At 44.8% G+C, this 18,043-nt stretch carries 17 protein-coding genes and 1 riboswitch; of the genes, 13 read left to right on the top strand and 4 right to left on the bottom strand.

Features of this window, described 5'->3' with window-relative positions; all coding sequences use genetic code 11:
* Positions 1–9 precede the first annotated feature (9 nt).
* Positions 10–1,596, bottom strand: coding sequence for a phosphoenolpyruvate carboxykinase (ATP) (pckA, locus tag A8F94_RS06250; RefSeq protein WP_066197038.1), 1,587 nt, complete (start codon positions 1,594–1,596; stop codon positions 10–12).
* A 124-nt stretch (positions 1,597–1,720) separates the two neighbouring features.
* Between pckA and A8F94_RS06245 the strand changes: the two genes are divergently transcribed.
* The 3 genes from A8F94_RS06245 (at position 1,721) to asnB (ending at position 6,039) form a co-directional block, all read left to right on the top strand.
* Positions 1,721–2,092 carry a thiol-disulfide oxidoreductase DCC family protein gene (locus A8F94_RS06245; protein WP_066197036.1) on the top strand — a complete coding sequence of 124 codons (372 nt, stop codon included), beginning with the start codon at positions 1,721–1,723 and terminating at the stop codon, positions 2,090–2,092.
* Positions 2,093–2,200: 108 nt separating this feature from the next.
* Positions 2,201–2,317: riboswitch (SAM riboswitch) on the top strand.
* A 333-nt stretch (positions 2,318–2,650) separates the two neighbouring features.
* Positions 2,651–3,850 carry a methionine adenosyltransferase gene (gene metK, locus A8F94_RS06240; RefSeq protein WP_066197034.1) on the top strand — a complete coding sequence of 400 codons (1,200 nt, stop codon included), beginning with the start codon at positions 2,651–2,653 and terminating at the stop codon, positions 3,848–3,850.
* A gap of 299 nt (positions 3,851–4,149) precedes the next feature.
* Positions 4,150–6,039: an asparagine synthase (glutamine-hydrolyzing) gene (gene asnB / locus A8F94_RS06235; RefSeq protein WP_066197032.1), complete on the top strand. Its 1,890-nt coding sequence runs from the start codon at positions 4,150–4,152 to the stop codon at positions 6,037–6,039.
* Between the two features lie 41 nt (positions 6,040–6,080).
* Here asnB and A8F94_RS06230 read toward each other — a convergent pair whose 3' ends face one another.
* On the bottom strand, positions 6,081–6,608 hold the full coding sequence (locus tag A8F94_RS06230) for a gamma carbonic anhydrase (protein ID WP_066197030.1): 528 nt from the start codon (positions 6,606–6,608) through the stop codon (positions 6,081–6,083).
* A gap of 134 nt (positions 6,609–6,742) precedes the next feature.
* On the opposite strand from A8F94_RS06230, the gene A8F94_RS06225 reads away from it, so the two are divergent.
* Positions 6,743–7,546 (top strand): alpha/beta hydrolase, encoded by an 804-nt coding sequence (locus A8F94_RS06225; RefSeq protein ID WP_066197028.1) that lies wholly within the window; start codon positions 6,743–6,745, stop codon positions 7,544–7,546.
* Positions 7,547–7,656: 110 nt separating this feature from the next.
* On the top strand, positions 7,657–8,721 hold the full coding sequence (locus A8F94_RS06220; RefSeq protein WP_066197026.1) for a tetraprenyl-beta-curcumene synthase family protein: 1,065 nt from the start codon (positions 7,657–7,659) through the stop codon (positions 8,719–8,721).
* 575 nt (positions 8,722–9,296) lie between these two features.
* Here the strand turns inward: A8F94_RS06220 and A8F94_RS06215 are convergent.
* Both A8F94_RS06215 and A8F94_RS06210 read right to left on the bottom strand, forming a co-directional pair.
* Entirely contained in the window at positions 9,297–9,869 is a 573-nt protein-coding gene (locus tag A8F94_RS06215) for a class I SAM-dependent methyltransferase (RefSeq protein ID WP_066197025.1), read from the bottom strand.
* Entirely contained in the window at positions 9,859–10,842 is a 984-nt protein-coding gene (locus A8F94_RS06210; RefSeq protein WP_066197023.1) for a TIGR01212 family radical SAM protein, read from the bottom strand. The genes A8F94_RS06215 and A8F94_RS06210 overlap by 11 nt, the downstream gene beginning before the upstream one ends.
* 205 nt (positions 10,843–11,047) lie before the next feature.
* On the opposite strand from A8F94_RS06210, the gene A8F94_RS06205 reads away from it, so the two are divergent.
* The 8 genes from A8F94_RS06205 (at position 11,048) to A8F94_RS06170 (ending at position 17,701) form a co-directional block, all read left to right on the top strand.
* On the top strand, positions 11,048–11,311 hold the full coding sequence (locus A8F94_RS06205; RefSeq protein ID WP_066197020.1) for a YtzC family protein: 264 nt from the start codon (positions 11,048–11,050) through the stop codon (positions 11,309–11,311).
* Between the two features lie 13 nt (positions 11,312–11,324).
* Positions 11,325–11,498 (top strand): glycogen biosynthesis protein GlgD, encoded by a 174-nt coding sequence (locus tag A8F94_RS06200; RefSeq protein ID WP_066197018.1) that lies wholly within the window; start codon positions 11,325–11,327, stop codon positions 11,496–11,498.
* A 339-nt stretch (positions 11,499–11,837) separates the two neighbouring features.
* The gene (locus A8F94_RS06195; RefSeq protein ID WP_066197017.1) at positions 11,838–12,791 is read left to right on the top strand and encodes a hypothetical protein; all 954 of its coding nucleotides are present in this window, start codon (positions 11,838–11,840) and stop codon (positions 12,789–12,791) included.
* A 22-nt stretch (positions 12,792–12,813) separates the two neighbouring features.
* Positions 12,814–14,796: a heme lyase CcmF/NrfE family subunit gene (locus tag A8F94_RS06190; protein WP_066197015.1), complete on the top strand. Its 1,983-nt coding sequence runs from the start codon at positions 12,814–12,816 to the stop codon at positions 14,794–14,796.
* Positions 14,796–15,287, top strand: coding sequence for a cytochrome c-type biogenesis protein CcmH (locus A8F94_RS06185; protein ID WP_066197013.1), 492 nt, complete (start codon positions 14,796–14,798; stop codon positions 15,285–15,287). Before A8F94_RS06190 ends, A8F94_RS06185 begins: the two co-directional genes overlap by 1 nt.
* A 30-nt stretch (positions 15,288–15,317) precedes the next feature.
* The gene (locus tag A8F94_RS06180) at positions 15,318–15,635 is read left to right on the top strand and encodes a hypothetical protein (protein WP_066197011.1); all 318 of its coding nucleotides are present in this window, start codon (positions 15,318–15,320) and stop codon (positions 15,633–15,635) included.
* 102 nt (positions 15,636–15,737) lie between these two features.
* A complete protein-coding gene (locus A8F94_RS06175; RefSeq protein WP_066197009.1) occupies positions 15,738–16,253 on the top strand; it encodes a NapC/NirT family cytochrome c in 516 nt (171 codons plus the stop codon).
* A gap of 2 nt (positions 16,254–16,255) precedes the next feature.
* On the top strand, positions 16,256–17,701 hold the full coding sequence (locus A8F94_RS06170; protein WP_066197006.1) for an ammonia-forming cytochrome c nitrite reductase subunit c552: 1,446 nt from the start codon (positions 16,256–16,258) through the stop codon (positions 17,699–17,701).
* Positions 17,702–18,043: the final 342 nt, after the last annotated feature.

Here is an 18,043-nt window from a genome sequence, read left to right as displayed (position 1 = left end):
TTTTTCCACCTATTTTAGCGGCCCGCCTTTTTGTTCAATCAAAGGATCGATACCCTGAAACTTTTTAAAGTTTTCACGGAATTGGGCGGCCAATTCTGTTGCCTTTCGTTTGTAATCTTGCGCATCCTGCCACGTTTTTTCCGGCTGGAGCACTTCATCAGGCACACCTGGTACATGGAGGGGGACATAAAGCCCAAAAATCTGATCGCGGACTGTTTCACTATTGTTGAGTTCCCCTTCAAGCGCGGCCTGGACCATTGCCCTCGTGTAGCTTAATTTCATCCTGCTGCCAACTCCGTACTCTCCTCCTGTCCAACCTGTGTTAACAAGAAAGACCTTTGAATTATGCTCGAGAATTTTTTCGCCAAGCATCTCCGCATACCGTTTTGCCGGCAATGGGAGGAAAGGAGCCCCAAAGCAAGTCGAGAACGTTGCCTCGGGCGAGGAGATGCCACGTTCGGTGCCAGCCAATTTTGACGTATAGCCGCTTAGAAAATGGTACATAGCCTGTTCCTTCGTTAAGATAGATAGTGGCGGAAGGACCCCGAACGCATCCGCAGTTAGGAATACAATCGTATTCGGATGGCCGGCAACGCTTGGGGTAACAATGTTGCGAATCGCTTCGAGCGGATAAGCCGCCCGAGTATTTTCGGTCAAGCTGCCATCGTCATAATTTGTTCTCCGTGTTTTCAGGTTAACCGCGACATTTTCAAGGACTGCTCCAAAACAAATGGCATCAAATATTTGCGGTTCCTTTTCTCTCGAGAGGTTGATCGTTTTTGCATAACAGCCACCCTCTATATTGAACACCCCATTAGCGGACCAGCCATGCTCATCATCACCAATCAGACGGCGGTTGGGATCAGCTGAAAGGGTCGTCTTTCCAGTGCCGGAGAGCCCGAAGAACAATGCAACATCCCCTTCACTGCCTACGTTTGCCGAGCAATGCATCGGCATAATCCCGGATTCGGGCAAAAGGTAATTCATAACAGAGAAGATTGATTTTTTCATTTCACCTGCATATTCCGTCCCACCGATCAGGACTGTTCTTTTTTCAAATGAAATGATGATGAATGTTTCCGAGTTTGTACCATCGAGGGCAGGATCTGCTTTGAAACCGGGAGCAGAGATGACTGTAAATTCCGGTTTGTGCCCAGAAAGCCCGGATTGGCCAGGGCGGATGAATAATTGGCGGGCGAATAAATTATGCCAGGCAAATTCATTAATAACCTGGATAGGCAGCTGGTATTTCTGATCAGCACCCGCATATCCATTGAAGACAAAAAGCTCATCTTTTTGTTTTAAATAATCAATTACATTATTATATAAGGTAGTAAAGTTTTTTTCGGAAATAGGGCGGTTGATTTTACCCCACTCAATTTTACTGCTAATGGAGGGCTCGTCGACAATAAATTTATCTTCTGGCGAGCGCCCAGTGTATTTTCCAGTTGAAACGGAAACGGCACCAGTAGATGTAAGGATGCCCTCTCTGCGGCTAAGGATTTTTTCAACGAGCTGTGGTACAGAAAGTTGGGTAAGTATGTTGCCCCCGCTTAAGAGATTGCTCAGATTCTCAGGAATTTGTACTCCATTCATGGTAAATTTATTTCCCCTTTTAGATAATTTTGTAAAGCCTCATCCCGAAAATAGTATAACACATTGGTGTAAATGAGGTACATTATTAGCCGGCGAATCTTTTTTTAAAAAACGGAGGGTCGTTATGGCATTACTTGCGCTTTACGATGGAAATTGTGCATTATGCAAAGCTTCGAAGGAAAAGTCGATGAAACTTGACTGGCTCAGGCGAATTAAATGGGTGTCGCTGCAGGAGTATGAAAAAAAGGGCCTCAAGCCTTCTTTCCGCGCGGTTGATCTGAGAAGGGAGCTGCATGTATTGGAAGGTGCGAAGGTTTATAGGGGATTTTTCGCCGCCAGAAAAATGCTGCTTCAATTTCCGTTAACATTTTTGCCTGGTATTCTCCTGTATTTCCCCTTTGCGTCAATCATAGGTACACCTGTCTATAACTGGATTGCCAGGAACCGCTATAAGTGGCTGGGAACAACGTGTGAAAATGGAAGCTGCTCTTTATAGCATATTTGAAACACCAAGTGACCCATTTTGCCATAAACTATTGAAATTCTTGTTAAATCCATTGACATGCGAAGCGTTTATGATAATATTTACCCTTGAACGGATACTCTCTTATCCTGAGCCGGTGGAGGGACAGGCCCAATGAAACCCGGCAACCTGCTAATTGTGAAACCTTTTAGCAAAGGTGCCAACCTGACGCAAGGCGTATGCCTTGAACGATAAGAGTGAAAGGCGCGAATTTTGCAATTGAACCTTTCCTCACTACAGGGAAGGTTTTTTATTTTTGCTGCCTTTATTGGCGTCCCTTGGGGATCTCATTAAATCCAATTTGGCCCAGCCGCCTAAAGGGATTGGTGTAGTTATAAAAACCCCATGTTTACTTCATACTACTTAGGGAAATGAGTACCGTGACCGAGGTTTTTTGCAGGCCGGAGTATGTCCACAGCTGACCTCATTTATAAAAAATACGCCGATTGGCGAAGCCAGAGGCATAGTTTCAATGCTTACTTGGAAAGTGTTCAGCACTTTCTATTAGCAAAACATATAGGAGGAATCCAGATGCCAGCAAAACGCCGTTTATTTACTTCAGAATCAGTAACGGAAGGCCATCCAGATAAAATCTGTGACCAAATTTCTGATTCAATCTTAGACGCAATCTTGGCAAAAGACGCAAATGCACGTGTCGCTGCTGAAACGTCTGTCACAACTGGGCTTGTCCTGGTGGCAGGCGAAATTACTACATCAACGTATGTTGACATTCCAAAAATTGTTCGTGAAACGATCAAGGACATTGGCTATACTCGTGCCAAGTACGGTTTCGATGCGGATACGTGTGCAGTATTGACATCAATCGATGAGCAATCCGCCGATATCGCACTGGGTGTAGACCAAGCGCTGGAAGCCCGTGAAGGCCAAATGACCGATGCAGAAATCGAAGCAATCGGTGCGGGTGACCAGGGTCTTATGTTCGGGTTTGCCTGTAATGAAACTGAAGAACTCATGCCGCTTCCGATATCGCTTGCACACAAGCTTTCCCGCAGGCTGACAGAAGTCCGCAAGAACGAAACTCTCCCATATCTTCGCCCAGACGGGAAAACCCAGGTAACCGTTGAATACGATGAAAATGACAAGCCAATTCGGATTGATACAATTGTCATTTCAACACAGCACGGTCCAGAGGTAACTCTGGAAGAAATACAGCGAGATCTGAAAGAACATGTCATCAACCCAGTTGTACCGTCCAATCTGATTGATGAGAAGACGAAGTATTTTATTAACCCTACCGGGCGTTTCGTCATTGGCGGTCCTCAGGGTGACGCAGGCCTCACTGGCCGCAAAATAATCGTTGACACGTATGGCGGTTATGCCCGCCACGGCGGTGGTGCCTTCTCCGGTAAGGATCCTACTAAAGTCGACCGTTCAGCAGCATATGCAGCCCGTTACGTCGCGAAAAATATTGTGGCGGCAGGCCTTGCAGATAAGGTTGAGGTTCAGCTGGCCTATGCTATCGGTGTCGCTCGTCCTGTATCAATCTCAATTGATACTTTTGGCACGGGTACAGTAAGTGAAGACGTTCTGATTGAATTGGTCGAATCCAATTTCGACCTGCGCCCAGCCGGCATTATCAACATGCTTGACCTGCGCAGGCCGATCTATAGGCAGACAGCTGCTTACGGGCATTTTGGACGTAATGATGTTGACCTTCCTTGGGAGCGTACTGATAAAGCCGAGGTTTTAAAGGAGCAGGCTTCGAAATAAAGGGTTCAATATCGGGAGTTGCATATTTTATGTAACTCCCGTTTTTGTTTTTCGTCCAATTTTCTGTGATGTTTATTTTTTAAATTTGTTTTGAATGTTTAGATGGAGCGAAAATCCAGAAAAACTAATGTTCAGACTAAATAAATTTAGGGTATAAAATATGATAGGATGCATAATGGACATGGCTTATTTTTCCTAAAGCTGCCTATGCCATTTTTTGCTGAAAAATGATAGTATAAACTGTATGCCTTATAAAGGTATAGTCAAAAATGCAATGATCGGAGTAGGTGAACTACATAATGTGCGGTTTTATCGGTTGTGTCCATGAACAGCCCCAAAATTATTCAAATGAAGAAAAACAACTATTTAAAAATATGAATAACATCATCACTCACCGTGGTCCTGATGATGATGGTTATTACTATGATGAACACATCCAATTCGGTTTCAGGCGCCTCAGCATTATCGATATTGAATGCGGAGCTCAACCGCTTACTTATGAAAATGAACGCTATTGGATTATCTTCAACGGAGAAATTTATAACTATGTTGAATTGCGTGAGGAGCTTCTTAAAGAAGGCTTAACGTTTGAAACGCATTCAGATACGGAAGTTATTATTGCATTGTACAGCCATTTAAAGGAAAAGGCTGTTGAAAAGCTTCGCGGTATGTTCGCGTTTGTTATTTGGGATAAGCAAGAAAAGATGTTGTTCGGTGCTCGTGACAATTTCGGGATTAAGCCATTCTTCTACTACAATGAAGGGGATAAAACCTTCTTTGCATCAGAAAAGAAGAGCATCTTGCTTGCCCTCGAAAAAACGGACATGAATTATGACTCGCTTCAGCACTATCTTACGTATCAGTTCGTTCCGGAACCGGAAACGATGACAGAAGGCATCCATAAGCTGGAGCCTGGCCATTATTTTACTAAAAAGGCTGGCCAGCCAATGGAAATCAAGCGTTACTGGAAGGCTAATTTCGTACCGGTCTTTAAGTCCGAAGATGAATTTGTGAAGGAAATCCGTGATATCCTTTATGATTCAGTGAAAATCCATATGCGAAGCGATGTGCCTGTAGGTTCCTTCCTTTCAGGGGGGATTGATTCTTCAATCATCGCCTCAATTGCAAAGGAATTCCACCCGGCAATTAAGACATTCTCGGTTGGATTTGAACGAAATGGCTTTAGTGAAATTGATGTTGCGAAGGAAACAGCCGAAAAGCTCGGTGTGGAGAATATCTCATATGTCATCACACCGGAAGAATATATGGCTGAGCTTCCAAAAATCATGTGGCATATGGATGATCCATTAGCCGACCCTGCTTGTGTTCCGCTTTACTTTGTTGCCCGCGAAGCCAGAAAGCATGTAACGGTTGTCCTCTCTGGGGAAGGTGCCGATGAGCTGTTTGGCGGCTACAATATTTACCGCGAACCAGGCGATCTTCAGGTATTCAACAAAATACCTCGTGTTGGAAAGGTCCTTCTTAAGAGAATAGCCGACATCATGCCTGAAGGAACAAAGGGGAAAAGTTTCATTGAACGCGGCGTAACTCCAATGGAGGAACGCTATATCGGAAACGCGAAAATGTTCTCCGAGGACGAAAAGCGTGAGCTATTGAATATATACCGGAATGGCTTGGATTTCACTGATATTACAAAGCCGCTCTTTGCCGAAACCAGGGGCTACAACCCTGTTGACCGTATGCAGTATATAGATATTCATACGTGGATGCGCGGAGATATTCTTTTAAAAGCAGATAGGGTAACAATGGCTCATTCTCTTGAACTGAGGGTGCCATTCCTCGATAAAGAGGTATTCAGGGTTGCTTCGCAAATTCCTGCTGATTTAAAGACGGCCAATGGGACGACAAAATACATCCTCCGCAAAGCAGCTGAAAGTTTTGTACCTGCACACGTCCTTGACAGGAAAAAGCTTGGCTTCCCGGTACCAATCCGCCATTGGCTTAAGGATGAAATGAACAGCTGGGCTAAGGATATTATTCGTGAAAGCAATACGGACCACTTATTCAATAAGCAGTATATCCTTGGACTCCTTGATGACCATTGCCAGGGCAAAGCCGATAACAGCCGTAAAATCTGGACTGTTCTTGTGTTTATGATTTGGCACCAGGTCTTTGTTGAAGAGAAGTATTCATTCGGAGAAAAGGAATTTCAAACCGCTGGGAATTAACAAAGAAAGGAGGCGCTCCCTTAGGGTCCGCCTCCTTCTGTCTATTTATCTTCGCCGCCTTGGGCAAGTTCTTTATAATACTGCGCTTTTTCTGCATATTCCTTTGTAATTCTCTGCATTTCCTGGATATCTTCATTATTCAGTTCCCTGATTACTTTGGCGGGACGTCCAAGCGCGAGTGTGCCTGGGGGGATTTTTTTGCCGGGGGGAACAAGGCTGCCAGCTCCGATAAATGCCCCTTCACCAATTTCCGCTTTGTCCATAATGATAGATCCCATACCGATTAGCGCATTTTTCCTGATGATGCAGCTGTGGAGGATACATTGATGCCCGACTGTAACCTCATCCTCAAGAACTAACGGATTATTGGGGCTTTGGTGGAGGACTGAGTTGTCCTGAATATTAACACGCTTGCCAATAATTGTCGGCGCGATGTCACCGCGGATGACGGTATTAAACCAGATACCTGATTCTGGTCCGATTTCAACATCACCGGTTATGGTCGCAAAGTCGGCGATGAATGCCGTATTATGTATTTGAGGATACTTGCCTTTGTAAGGGTAAATCATATTGACACTCCTTTACCACAATCTATGTTTCATTTTATCGAAGCGGAAAGCAGATGCAAGCAAATTGGGTTTTCAGTAAACGCAGGTGTGATATAGTACTTTTATTGAGCAGTTCGGTTTTAGGAGGAATTCGTATGTGGAAATGGGAAGCTGACGGAGAAGCGAAAGCGGTTATTGTCATGATTCATGGAGCTATGGAGCACCACGGGCGCTATGGATGGCTAATCGAGATGTGGAGAACATCAGGCTTCCATGTTATTATGGGTGATTTGCCGGGCCAGGGAATGACAACCCGTTCACTAAGGGGCCATATTGATTCCTTTGATGACTATTTGACAGAGGTGAAAGATTGGATTCAGGCCGCCTATACATATGGATTGCCTGTGTTCCTGCTTGGCCATAGCATGGGAGGGCTCATTGCGATCAGGCTATTGCAGGAAGAGGAACACACACTAGCAGGCGCTATTTTATCCTCGCCATGCCTCGGGCTCGTCCATAAGCCATCAAAGGTTATTAATGGCCTTTCCTACGGCATGAATGTTATTTTCCCTTCGCTTCGGATGAATTCAGGGCTTACTGTCCAAATGGCGACACGAAACAAGGATGTCCAGGAAGCGGACTCGAATGATACGTTGTACGTGACCAAGGTATCGGTAAGATGGTATCGGGAATTGCAGGATGCAATGAAAACAGCGTTTGAAGATCTGTCCAAAACCCAGGACATCCCAACTCTCGTCATGCAGGCTGGCGATGACCTGATCGTAAACAAAAAGGCTGTCAGCAGCTGGTTTAACCAGGTTCCATTGTCGGAGAAGCGGTATAAGGAATGGCCTGGCCTTTACCATGAAATATTCAACGAACCAGAGCGTGAGCAAGTATTTCAATATGCAATAGATTTTGTAAACAGTCAATTAAGGGCAATCGGCTATATCATTTAGCCGCTCTTTTGACACTTGCAGGGGAGAACACTCTCCTCCTGCTTCAGATTAGATCCAGCCTTGCTTTTTTCAAAGCAAGTGCTTACAGAAGAGAAGTAGGTGGTTTTGAATTGATTATTCCAGTAAAACCAGTCGGGCTTATGGCGGTAAGCTACCGTAAAATTTTCCCGGCAGTAAAGGAAGAGTTGGCTTATTGGAAAAAGCGTGCTCAAGCAATTCCAAATCACGAGCTCCGCAAACAGGCACTTGCCAGTATTGATACAAAGACCTTCCATTGTGAGGGAGGATCCATTCTTGGGTTAATAGCAAAAAAAGAGTACAGGAAGGCAATCAAATTTATTGTTGCCTACCAAACAATCAGCGATTATCTCGATAATCTGTGCGACCGCAGCACCTCGCTCGACCCTGATGACTTTGCCAGCCTGCACGATGCCATGTTCGATTCCCTCTTGCCTGGCCCACGCTATGGAGATTATTACAGCAAACGGGAAGACCAGGATGATGGAGGGTATTTGGCAGAGCTTGTTTCCACTTGCAAGAAAGCCCTTCAGTCGGTGGATAGTTATCCAGTTATCCAGGATTATCTCCTTGAGCTATGCGGCTATTATTGTGAGCTCCAGGTTCACAAGCATGTACGCCAGGACGAAAGGGAAGGGCGGCTGAAAGAGTGGTTTGAACGCCATAAAAAGAGAATGCCCGACATGGAATGGTATGAGTTTTCGGCGTGTTCAGGGTCTACACTTGGCGTTTTCTGCCTTGTTTCGTATGCAATGGGAAGTGGCTTTAAAAGTGAAGATGCCAGGAAAGTTGTCAATGGCTATTTTCCTTATATCCAAGGATTACACATTCTTCTTGATTACTTTATTGATCAGGAGGAGGACAGGCTTGGCGGAGATCTGAATTTCTGTTTTTATTACAAAAACCAGGAAACTTTGTTCAATCGACTTCTACACTTTATGAAGGAAGCCGATCGCCATATCGAGGGTCTGCCAAATCAGCAGTTCCACAAGCTGATTAACAGAGGACTTCTGGGGTTGTATTTATCAGACAGCAAAGTTCGTAGCCAGGAAGGAGTCAGAAAGCTGGCTAAACAAATCATCAAAGCTGGCGGACCGATTAGCAAATTTTTCTATATGAACGGTATAGCGTACCGGCTGTTTCAAAAACAAAGCTGATTTAATCAAACAAAGCTGCCCCGAAAGGTACTTGCCTTTCGGGGCAGCTTTTAATTTGTACTGCTGAATTATTTGGATGATTTGAATAATTTAAATCATAATATCTGATCAGGGAATTCAAGAAATTCGTATTGGCCCAAGAGCGTCTCCCGCTCCTGCAGCAAGACTCAATGAATTGATTATACAAACAGTTCGCAATGGGAAAGGGTTTTTAGCTGTTATAACTGAATGTTGATTTCCCAGTGTTTGATAAATAAACGGAAACATTCCGCTTAAATTGGGAAATACCCATATTTCCCTGAAAATAAGGGGAGTTTTTCCGTTTATATGTAAAAATCATTGTATTTTGACTTTATTTAGTGAAGTTAACCGGAATATCTCCGCTTATACCAACTTCTTAAGCCCCCTTATATACATTAACCGGAAATTCTCCGCCTATGAATTCTCATACATATTCTATCTCGGCCGTAAGTTGATTAATCACTAAAACACCAGTGGTTTCAAATGGAAAAAGCATGGCGATCGCCATGCTTTTCCACTTTGCACCTAAAGAGAGAACCCATTAGTAAAGCCTCTTACCTTTTTTCGATTGCGACAATGAATGGAGGATTGTTTTTCTGGTTGATGAATCCGTATTGGAGGACATAGGCTTTCTTTTGGTCGAGCCCAATTGCGAACTTGAGCAAGTTGTCTCGTTCTTCTGCACCGCCTTCATGGCCGTGATAAACTACCAGAACAATGATGCCATCGGGGGAAAGCATTTCGAATATTTGTTCCACCGCAGAAATGGTCGTCCCGGATTTAGTAATGATCGTCTTGTCACTGCCTGGCAGATAGCCAAGGTTGAAAATGGCGGCCTGCAACTTTCCGTGGAAACTCTCCGGAATACAGGAGGCGGCATTCTCGTGGCCCGTTTGAAAAAGCTTCGCCCTGTCTGCGACGCCTGCATCCTCAAGCCGTTTAGAGGTGGCTTCGATTGCTTCAGCCTGAATATCGAACGAAAAGACTCTGCCCATTTCACCAACGAGATTTGCCAGGAAAAGCGTATCATGGCCATTCCCCATCGTCGCATCGATTGCGCTTCCGCCTTCTTGAACCGCTTTTTGTAAAAGCCCTCTTGCAAAAGGAAGCACTCCGTCAAGCTTCATGGAAAATTCTCCTTTCCGCCATCTCGGCCTTTTCAAAAAGCTTCCCCTGCCAGCTGTTCCGCCGCACTAGTTCCGCATCGATACTATTCAGCACTTCCCATTTATTCACACTCCACATTGGGCCGACCATCAAATCGATAGGCCCGTCCCCGGTTATCCGATGGATAATCATTTCAGGGGGAAGCACCTCAAGCTGGTCGCAAACGAGGGTGACATAGTCTTCAAGGGACAAAAACTCGAGCAGGCCTTTTTCATACTGTTTTACCATCGGTGTTCCTTTTAGAAGGTGGAGGAGATGGATTTTGATTCCCTGAACATCGAGCTTTGCAACCTCACGTGCAGTTTCCATCATCATTTCCGGTGTTTCTAAAGGAAGTCCGTTAATAATATGTGTACAGATTCTAATTCCGTGCTTGCGGAGCTTTTCAATGCCCTTTACATAACACGCAAAGTCGTGGGCCCTGTTGACCAGTTGTGCTGTGTTTTCATGGATCGTCTGCAAGCCAAGTTCAACCCATAAATACGTTCGTTGATTCAACTCAGCGAGGTACTCAACCACGTCATCAGGGAGGCAATCCGGTCTGGTTGCAATTGAGAGGCCGACCACTCCATCCTGCTTAAGAACCGATTCAAACTTTTCCCGCAGTACTGATACTGGAGCATGAGTATTTGTGAAAGCCTGAAAATAGGCCATGTATTTGCCGTCTTTCCATTTTGTATGCATTTTTTCCTTAATTTCGTTGAATTGGACTTCGAGCTCATCGATTCGCCTGCCGGCAAAATCGCCAGAACCGGCTGCGCTGCAAAATGTGCATCCTCCGTGGGCAACAGTGCCGTCTCGGTTAGGGCAGTCAAAGCCGCCATCCAATGCGACTTTAAATACCTTATGGCCAAACTCCTGGCGCAAGTGATAATTCCAGGAATGGTATCGTTTATGGTCTAATGCGTATGGAAAAGGGTTTAAACGTTCCATTTCGGGACACCCCATCATTTCTTAGTTTTGCCAAAGATGTTTGGCATAAAAAGAATTTTACCATGAAGTCCACTGTTAAGCCATTTCATTTCTTCCCATTAATATCGAGTGATAGATAACGCGGCAGTGAACAAAATAAGAGGGAAGCTGCATGCTGCAGATTCCAGTCCAAAAGAGGGCTGAATAATAAGTAGGGGGGACGTTAATGGCAACCCGACAATCAATTGAGGATTATATCCATAGATGCCAGCAAGCAATTGAATTTGCGCAGGATCAATATAACCATACTGCCAGGCAGGAGCATTATAATGCAGAAGGGTATACCGAGGCATTGCAAGTACTGGAGAATGCTTATAACGAAATGGCAGTCCTTGCAATGAGTGCCAACTCCCAGCAGCGCGAAAGGCTGAACAGGATGAGGCTTCAACTCCAGCAAGTCCAGAATGATTTGATTCTGCAGCGTTACTAAGGGAGGCGGAAGGATGAAAAAGCGTTCAAAGCAAAACAACCCTGAGCAAAAGACCCGCAATGGCTATAACAGCCAGGATGTAGAAGTTGGAACTGATTTAAACCTCATTGACAGGGCAAAGAAAGCCTACGAAAGAAAAGGCGGCCAGCCAGTCAAATCAAAAATGCATGTGGAAAATAATCAATAATTTTGAAGGCAGGGGCTTAATGGGCTCCTGTTTTTTTGCTATTAAAAATATTTGTGAACGTTTTGTGTAAGTTCATCAAATCTTCATATTTACTTCACACGTTTCACATAAATAAAAAGTGAGAGTAAAGCGAAATGCTGGGTTATTTGTGAAAGACTCCCTCATTTTACGTTCACAATTCGGTAAGAACTAGAAAAAATTTTGTGATTTAGGTCACAGAATGGCACTCCTATCCATGGTTTAAATAAGGTATCAACTTGAATGCTAATTGTTCGAATTAGTGGGCGTAGGCGAATAATCAAATCGCGTAAACTTAGCTCTTTGAAAGGAAGTGGCCAGATGGGCAACAAAATAGCCAGTCTAATCTTTTGTTTCATACTATTGCTGCCGGGAGCGGCTTTTGCAGAAGAAAAGAACGAGAATGTCCTGAAGCTTGAAGAGCTGACGGTCCAGGTTCTGCCGGAATTCGCGAACCATCCAGAGGATAAGAAATCGGAACAGCCTCCGTTGTTGATTGGATATCAAGGCAGCCTGATTAATTCCTCGGACAAGGCGCAAAAGGGAAAAATAGAAATCCCGCTGCCGGTTGAGGACAAAAACTTTCGGATCGGATTTGTAGCCGATTATGCAAGTGACCTGTCCCAGATGTACGAAATTGAGTATGAGCTTGATCAGGAGAAAGGGACGATTTCCTGGCAAACAAGCAGGGAGATCCAGCCTAAGGAACAATATAAATTCATTATCGAATTTTATACAGATGCGATAAAAGCAGATAAACAGAGTAAAATGCTTGACTACACATTCAAAAGCTTTACAGATATTGCGATGTTTAATGTGGTTGTTGTGGAACCAATGGAGTCCTCAAAATTGAAACTGGATCCGGCTCCAACTGAAACACCTCATGGCGATTCTTATGGTTTGAAGAAGCATATTTACCAGACAGCGAACATGAAGCCTGAACAGGATTTCACTGTCCACCTTTCGTATGACCGTACAGAAACAAAGACAACGAATGAATTGATGGAATCGACTGTTGGGAAACAAGCGCCGGCAAAGGCCGTTAAGGCGGAAAAGGTGCCGCTCGGATTTACGATAGCAGGCATTTCTGCTGCGAGCGTCCTGACTGCAGGATTACTGCTGCTCTTTATGAAAAGGCGGCAACAAACCGTGCCTGAAGCTGCAATTGAAACGAAAGTGGATGGGATGAAAGTCGCCCAGCTTCGTAAAATGCTCGTTGATGGATCGATTAATGAAGAAGAATATAACGAATTGCAAAAGAAACTAAAGTCTTAGAACGAACAAGGAGGGCGGCCGCATGTATATCATCGGGAATGTATCGTTAGTGCTCGGAATTCTGCTCTCCGCCTATACCATCATTGCAACAGCGGTTGGGGTCAGGAGGCAAAGCATGCAGTGGCTAGAGAGTGCCAAAGGCGGTATTGCAGGTACATTCGTAGCCGCAGTAACCTCGTCTGGCCTTCTCCTTTACCTGCTAGTGACCGGGCATTATGAGTTTACGTATGTGGCTTCCTACACGAATGATGCATTGCCGCTTATCTATAAACTGACCGCCTTTTGGGCAGGAAACGCGGGTTCGCTCCTGTTTTGGACGGCGCTGCTGGCAATTTATGCAGCTGTAATTGCTTTATCAAAAGCGAAAAATAACCCTTATAAGCCATATGCGCTTGCGATTCTGGCTATGAACTTGATGTTTTTCTTCATTGTAAACGTATCACTGGCCAACCCTTTTGAAATTTCAGAAACTGTGCCAGATGATGGCAACGGGTTGAATCCAATGCTTCAAAACCCTGGAATGGTGATCCATCCGGTTACCCTTTATCTTGGTTATGTAGGGCTGGCCGTTCCGTTTGCTTATGCCATGGCCTCACTGATGCTTAAAAATATGGATTCGTCCTGGCTAAAGCTTACTAGGAAATGGACACTGACTGCCTGGATGTTCCTGACAGCTGGAAATTTGTTAGGAGCCTGGTGGGCATATGTAGAGCTTGGCTGGGGAGGGTATTGGGCCTGGGATCCTGTTGAAAACGCTTCCTTCATGCCGTGGCTGACCGTTACTGCTTTGCTTCATTCAGTTATGATACAGGAACGAAAAAATATGCTCAGAAAGTGGAACTTGATTCTTGTCATCGTTTCCTACGGATTGACCCTGTTTGGTACTTTTCTCGTCCGCAGCGGTATCCTGACAAGCGTTCATGCGTTTGCAGACAGCAGCCTTGGCACCTATTTCTTCATTTTCCTGTCGTTCATGATTCTGTTTGCCGCGTATCTGGTTGTGTCCAGATACAGCCTGATTCACTCAAGGAGTGTTCCTGTAACGACAACATTCTCAAAGGAAAATAGTTTCCTCCTCAATAATTATATTTTGCTGGCGGCAGCTTTCGCCGTATTTTGGGGAACGGTCTATCCGCTCATCTCGGAAACGTTCACCGGAACTAAAATCAACACGGGAGCTCCTTATTTCAATATGGTGATGTCACCTATCCTGTTGGCATTGATTTTGCTGATGGCCGTCTGTCCTGCGATTCCATGGCAAAAAGCAGCCCCGGGACGATTCCTGAAGCAAATTCGCTGGCCGTTGGTTTCTACCGCAGTTTTCGCAGCACTCCTGATCATAAATGGGGTTAAAGGGACTTTTGCACTCATCGGAATATCGGCATGCATGTTCATGTTTTTAACCCATGTGGCTGAAGTAGTGAACGGTGTCAGAGCTCGTAGAAAAGCTACTTCTGAGAATATAGCCATTGCCACCATAAAACTTTTTAAGAAAAACAGCCGAAGATATGGCGGTTATATTGTCCATATCGGAATTGCGGTTCTTGCGGTTGGAGTCATCAGTTCACAAGCTTACCCGCTTGAAGTAATCAAAACGGTCAACAGGGGAGAAAGCTTCAAAATTGGCGGCTATAAACTTACTTTTACCAACTTTCATGAAGTTGAAAAAAGTGACCGCGATATTTTATTCGCAGAAATGGCAGTATCGCGTGACGGGAAGAAGCTTGAAACAGTCTATCCAGAGAAAACCTACTATGACAACTGGGCGGAGCCTGCAACTGAAGTGGCAGTGCAGTCACACTGGAATGAGGATCTTTATGTAGTCCTTAGTTCATGGGAAACGAAAAATAAAATAACAATCCTGGCCCGGGTTAACCCGTTTATCAGCTGGATTTGGGCAGGCGGGTATATCATGCTTGCCGGAATTTTACTCGCACTGGCAGGTGGAAGACGGACAGCAGGCAAATCAATTGTTCACTATATCACAGAAAGGCGGCCAGCATGATGGAGAAGAACCTTATGGCGAAAGCAGCGATTCTTTTTGCGGTAATGGCCCTTTCCATTTTTCCATCAGCTGTAATGGCCGCCTATACGGCCAACTCTCCCGAATTTAGGGAGGTGACAGGACAGCTCCATATGGATGGACATTCAGACCACGAGCTTTCAACGTGCAAGGTAAGGAAAGTGTACAACAGTGAAGTGCTCGAGATGCTGAACAAAGGAATGCAGCCTGATGACATCATTAGACATTATACAGATGAGTTGGGCCCGCAAGCTTTAAAGGTTCCCGATACAAAAGGAAGCGGGCTGATTGCCTGGATAATCCCCGGCATCGGTGTACTGGCTGGCGGCGCGGTTGTATCGGTTGCGATCAGGAGAGTGACAGCTCGCAAGGCTATACTGGAAAAAGTCAATGAAGATTCTACTGATAATGCCGGCAGTGATTTTTCAAACTTTGAAAAAACACTTGAAAATGAGCGGAAAAAACATTTCTAACATGCAGAAACAGGGAGGAGTTTGGTATATATGCTTGTTATCATACTTGTTTGTACAGCAATCATCGCTGTTTGCCTATACCTAATTATCTGGCCCTTTTTCACAGTTAAACATGCAGCAGCCGCCGCCGGCAGTGACAGCCTTGACATTGAATCCGTATATGAAGCGGTGAATGAGCTGGAAATGGATGCACTTATGAATAAAATCTCTGACGAGGATTTTAACGGTCTGAAAGATTCTTATTACCGGATTGCAGCTGAAGTAATCGAAAAGAAAACGAAAGCCGATCAAGATATCCTTGCAGCGCTTGAAGAAATACGAAGCGCGAAAAAACAGGCCGAACAATGATAGCGGCCCCACGGAACAGGCAGAGCCTGAGATTTTCCACTCAAACTTGGTTAGAACACATAGTGTTTTAATAGATAAACATTTACCTGGGGAGGTGAAAGAATGTTTAAGAAATTATTGGCGATAGACAAAAAGATACTCATTTTTGGCGCGCTGTTCGCAGGGATTGTCCTGTCGGTTGTGACAGTGAAGGCCATGGCCTATACGGACTCGCCAGATTTCTGCCAGAGCTGCCATATTATGGGCTCTGCGTACGGATCCTTTACGGATTCCACCCATTCTGAATTAGCCTGCAACGATTGCCATTTGCCGCACGACAATGTTGCAAAGAAGCTTGTCTTCAAAGGGAAGGCCGGTATGGGTCATATGTACTTTAATACTCTGGGCACAGAGAAAATTCCGGACGTTCTCCACGCAACGGAGAATACGGAAACTGTCGTCGAGCAAAACTGTATAAGCTGCCATCAAAGCACATTGACGAATATTGAACATGATGCGAAAGAAAGCTGCACAACTTGCCACAGAGGAGTACCACACGGAAAGAACTTTAAAACAGATGAGACATTCAATAAGCCGCCAGTATCAGGTGAGCTGCTTGAAAACAAGGGAGGATTTTAAGTATGAAAAGGTTCCGTTTAGGAGCTTACCTGATGCTTATGGCTGTCATACTGATCATCACCGGCTGCAGTTCGTCTAATGAACAAACAGCAGGCGCAAAAGCCAAGACAACAGGGCTCTCGAAAAATGAAATTTCAAATGAAGCGTTCAAGGACATGTTCCCGCTTCAATACAATAGCTATTTGAAGAATGAAAAAATGGAAGATACAAAATACAGCGGCTCAGTAAAACGTTCCAAGTATGATGCTGATAAAGAGCCTTATCTTCCAATCCTGTTCAACGGCTATGGTTTTGCTACTGAGTACAACGAAGACCGCGGCCATGTGTATGCGCTCGAGGATATTAAAAATGTTGCCCGTATCACGGACAAATCAGTTGGCTCCTGTTACACATGTAAATCAACTGCAGTCCCGCAAATGATCGAGGAAATGGGCGATGATTATTGGGGCGGCAATTTCAAAACTGAAATTTATCCTAAAGGGGAAGCTATGGGCCACTCTCCAATCGGCTGCTCCGACTGCCATGACCCGCAAACTATGGACCTTCGCATTACCCGTCCAAGCTTTGTAAAAGGGATGGAAGCACAGGGAATCGATGTTTCAAAAGCTACGAAGAATGAAATGAGAAGCTATGTTTGCGCACAGTGCCACGTTGAATACCATTTTGCTGCTTCCAACAGCGAAGTTACGTTCCCGTGGGACAATGGCTTCAAGCCTGAAGAAATGTATGAATTCTATGAAACAACTGCAAAGGAAAACGGCTTTGAAAAAGACTGGGTACACAATATTTCTGGAACGCCAATGCTTAAGGCTCAGCACCCTGACTTTGAGACGTTCATGGAAGGAACCCACGGTAAAGCGGGAGTATCTTGCTCCGACTGTCATATGCCATATGAGCGTGTAGACGGCAAACGCAAAATTTCGTCCCACTGGTGGACTTCACCGCTTAAAACTATGGATACGTCCTGCGGCCAATGCCACGGCGACCGTGACCTTGACAAGCTGAAAGACCGTGTTATGGAAATCCAGGATACACATATGGAGCAGCTTCATGTTGCCGAGGATGTTTCCCTGTCTGCCCACTACTATGTGAACAAAATGATTACTAGCAAAGTAAGCTCCGAGAAAATTAAAGCCGCTCAAGAGCATGTCCGTAAGGGGCAATGGTTCTGGGATATCGTCGCAGCTGAAAGCTCCGCCGGATTCCATAACCCACAAGGCTCAATGGATTCACTGGCGATTTCGCTCGAAGAGTCAAACAAGGCAATCATGATTGCGACCGAAGAGCTTGTCAAGAAAGGCGTCAATATCGACAAACTGAAAGAAGATATTGAAAAAGCCAAGAAAGCCGTAACAAGCGAAACAGACAACAAGAAAAAGAAAGACCATGCCATTAATGGGGAATTCCCGGCTCAACAGCCAGTCGTTCCGGCAACACCTAAGAAGTAATGAATGAAAACTGAAAGCACTGTTCCTTAGTGGAGCGGTGCTTTTTTTTGTGGAAGTAATTAGGGGAAATAAAAGTTCTTGGAATCGTTTGGTTGGTTTTTTGGGGGTGAAATGGTTTCAATAATGGCTATTGGCAACGTTTTGCCTTGTTTAAGAGGCTGAAATGATTCCAATAGAGGCCATTGGTAACAGTTTACCGCTTATAATGTGCTGAAATGATGCCAATGAATATTCCGGCCTAGTTAGTTGTGGTGTCATCGAAGAGTTTGTTCTGTTAATATCGGCGGGCATAAAAATCCATTGCATCGATCCTGCAAAAGGAATAGAATATCTCTTGGTGCA

The organism is Bacillus sp. FJAT-27225, assembly GCF_001685025.1.
In the GTDB taxonomy this organism is placed as follows: Bacteria; Bacillota; Bacilli; order Bacillales; family Cytobacillaceae; genus Bacillus_D.
This window is presented reverse-complemented; position numbering and strand designations above follow the sequence as displayed.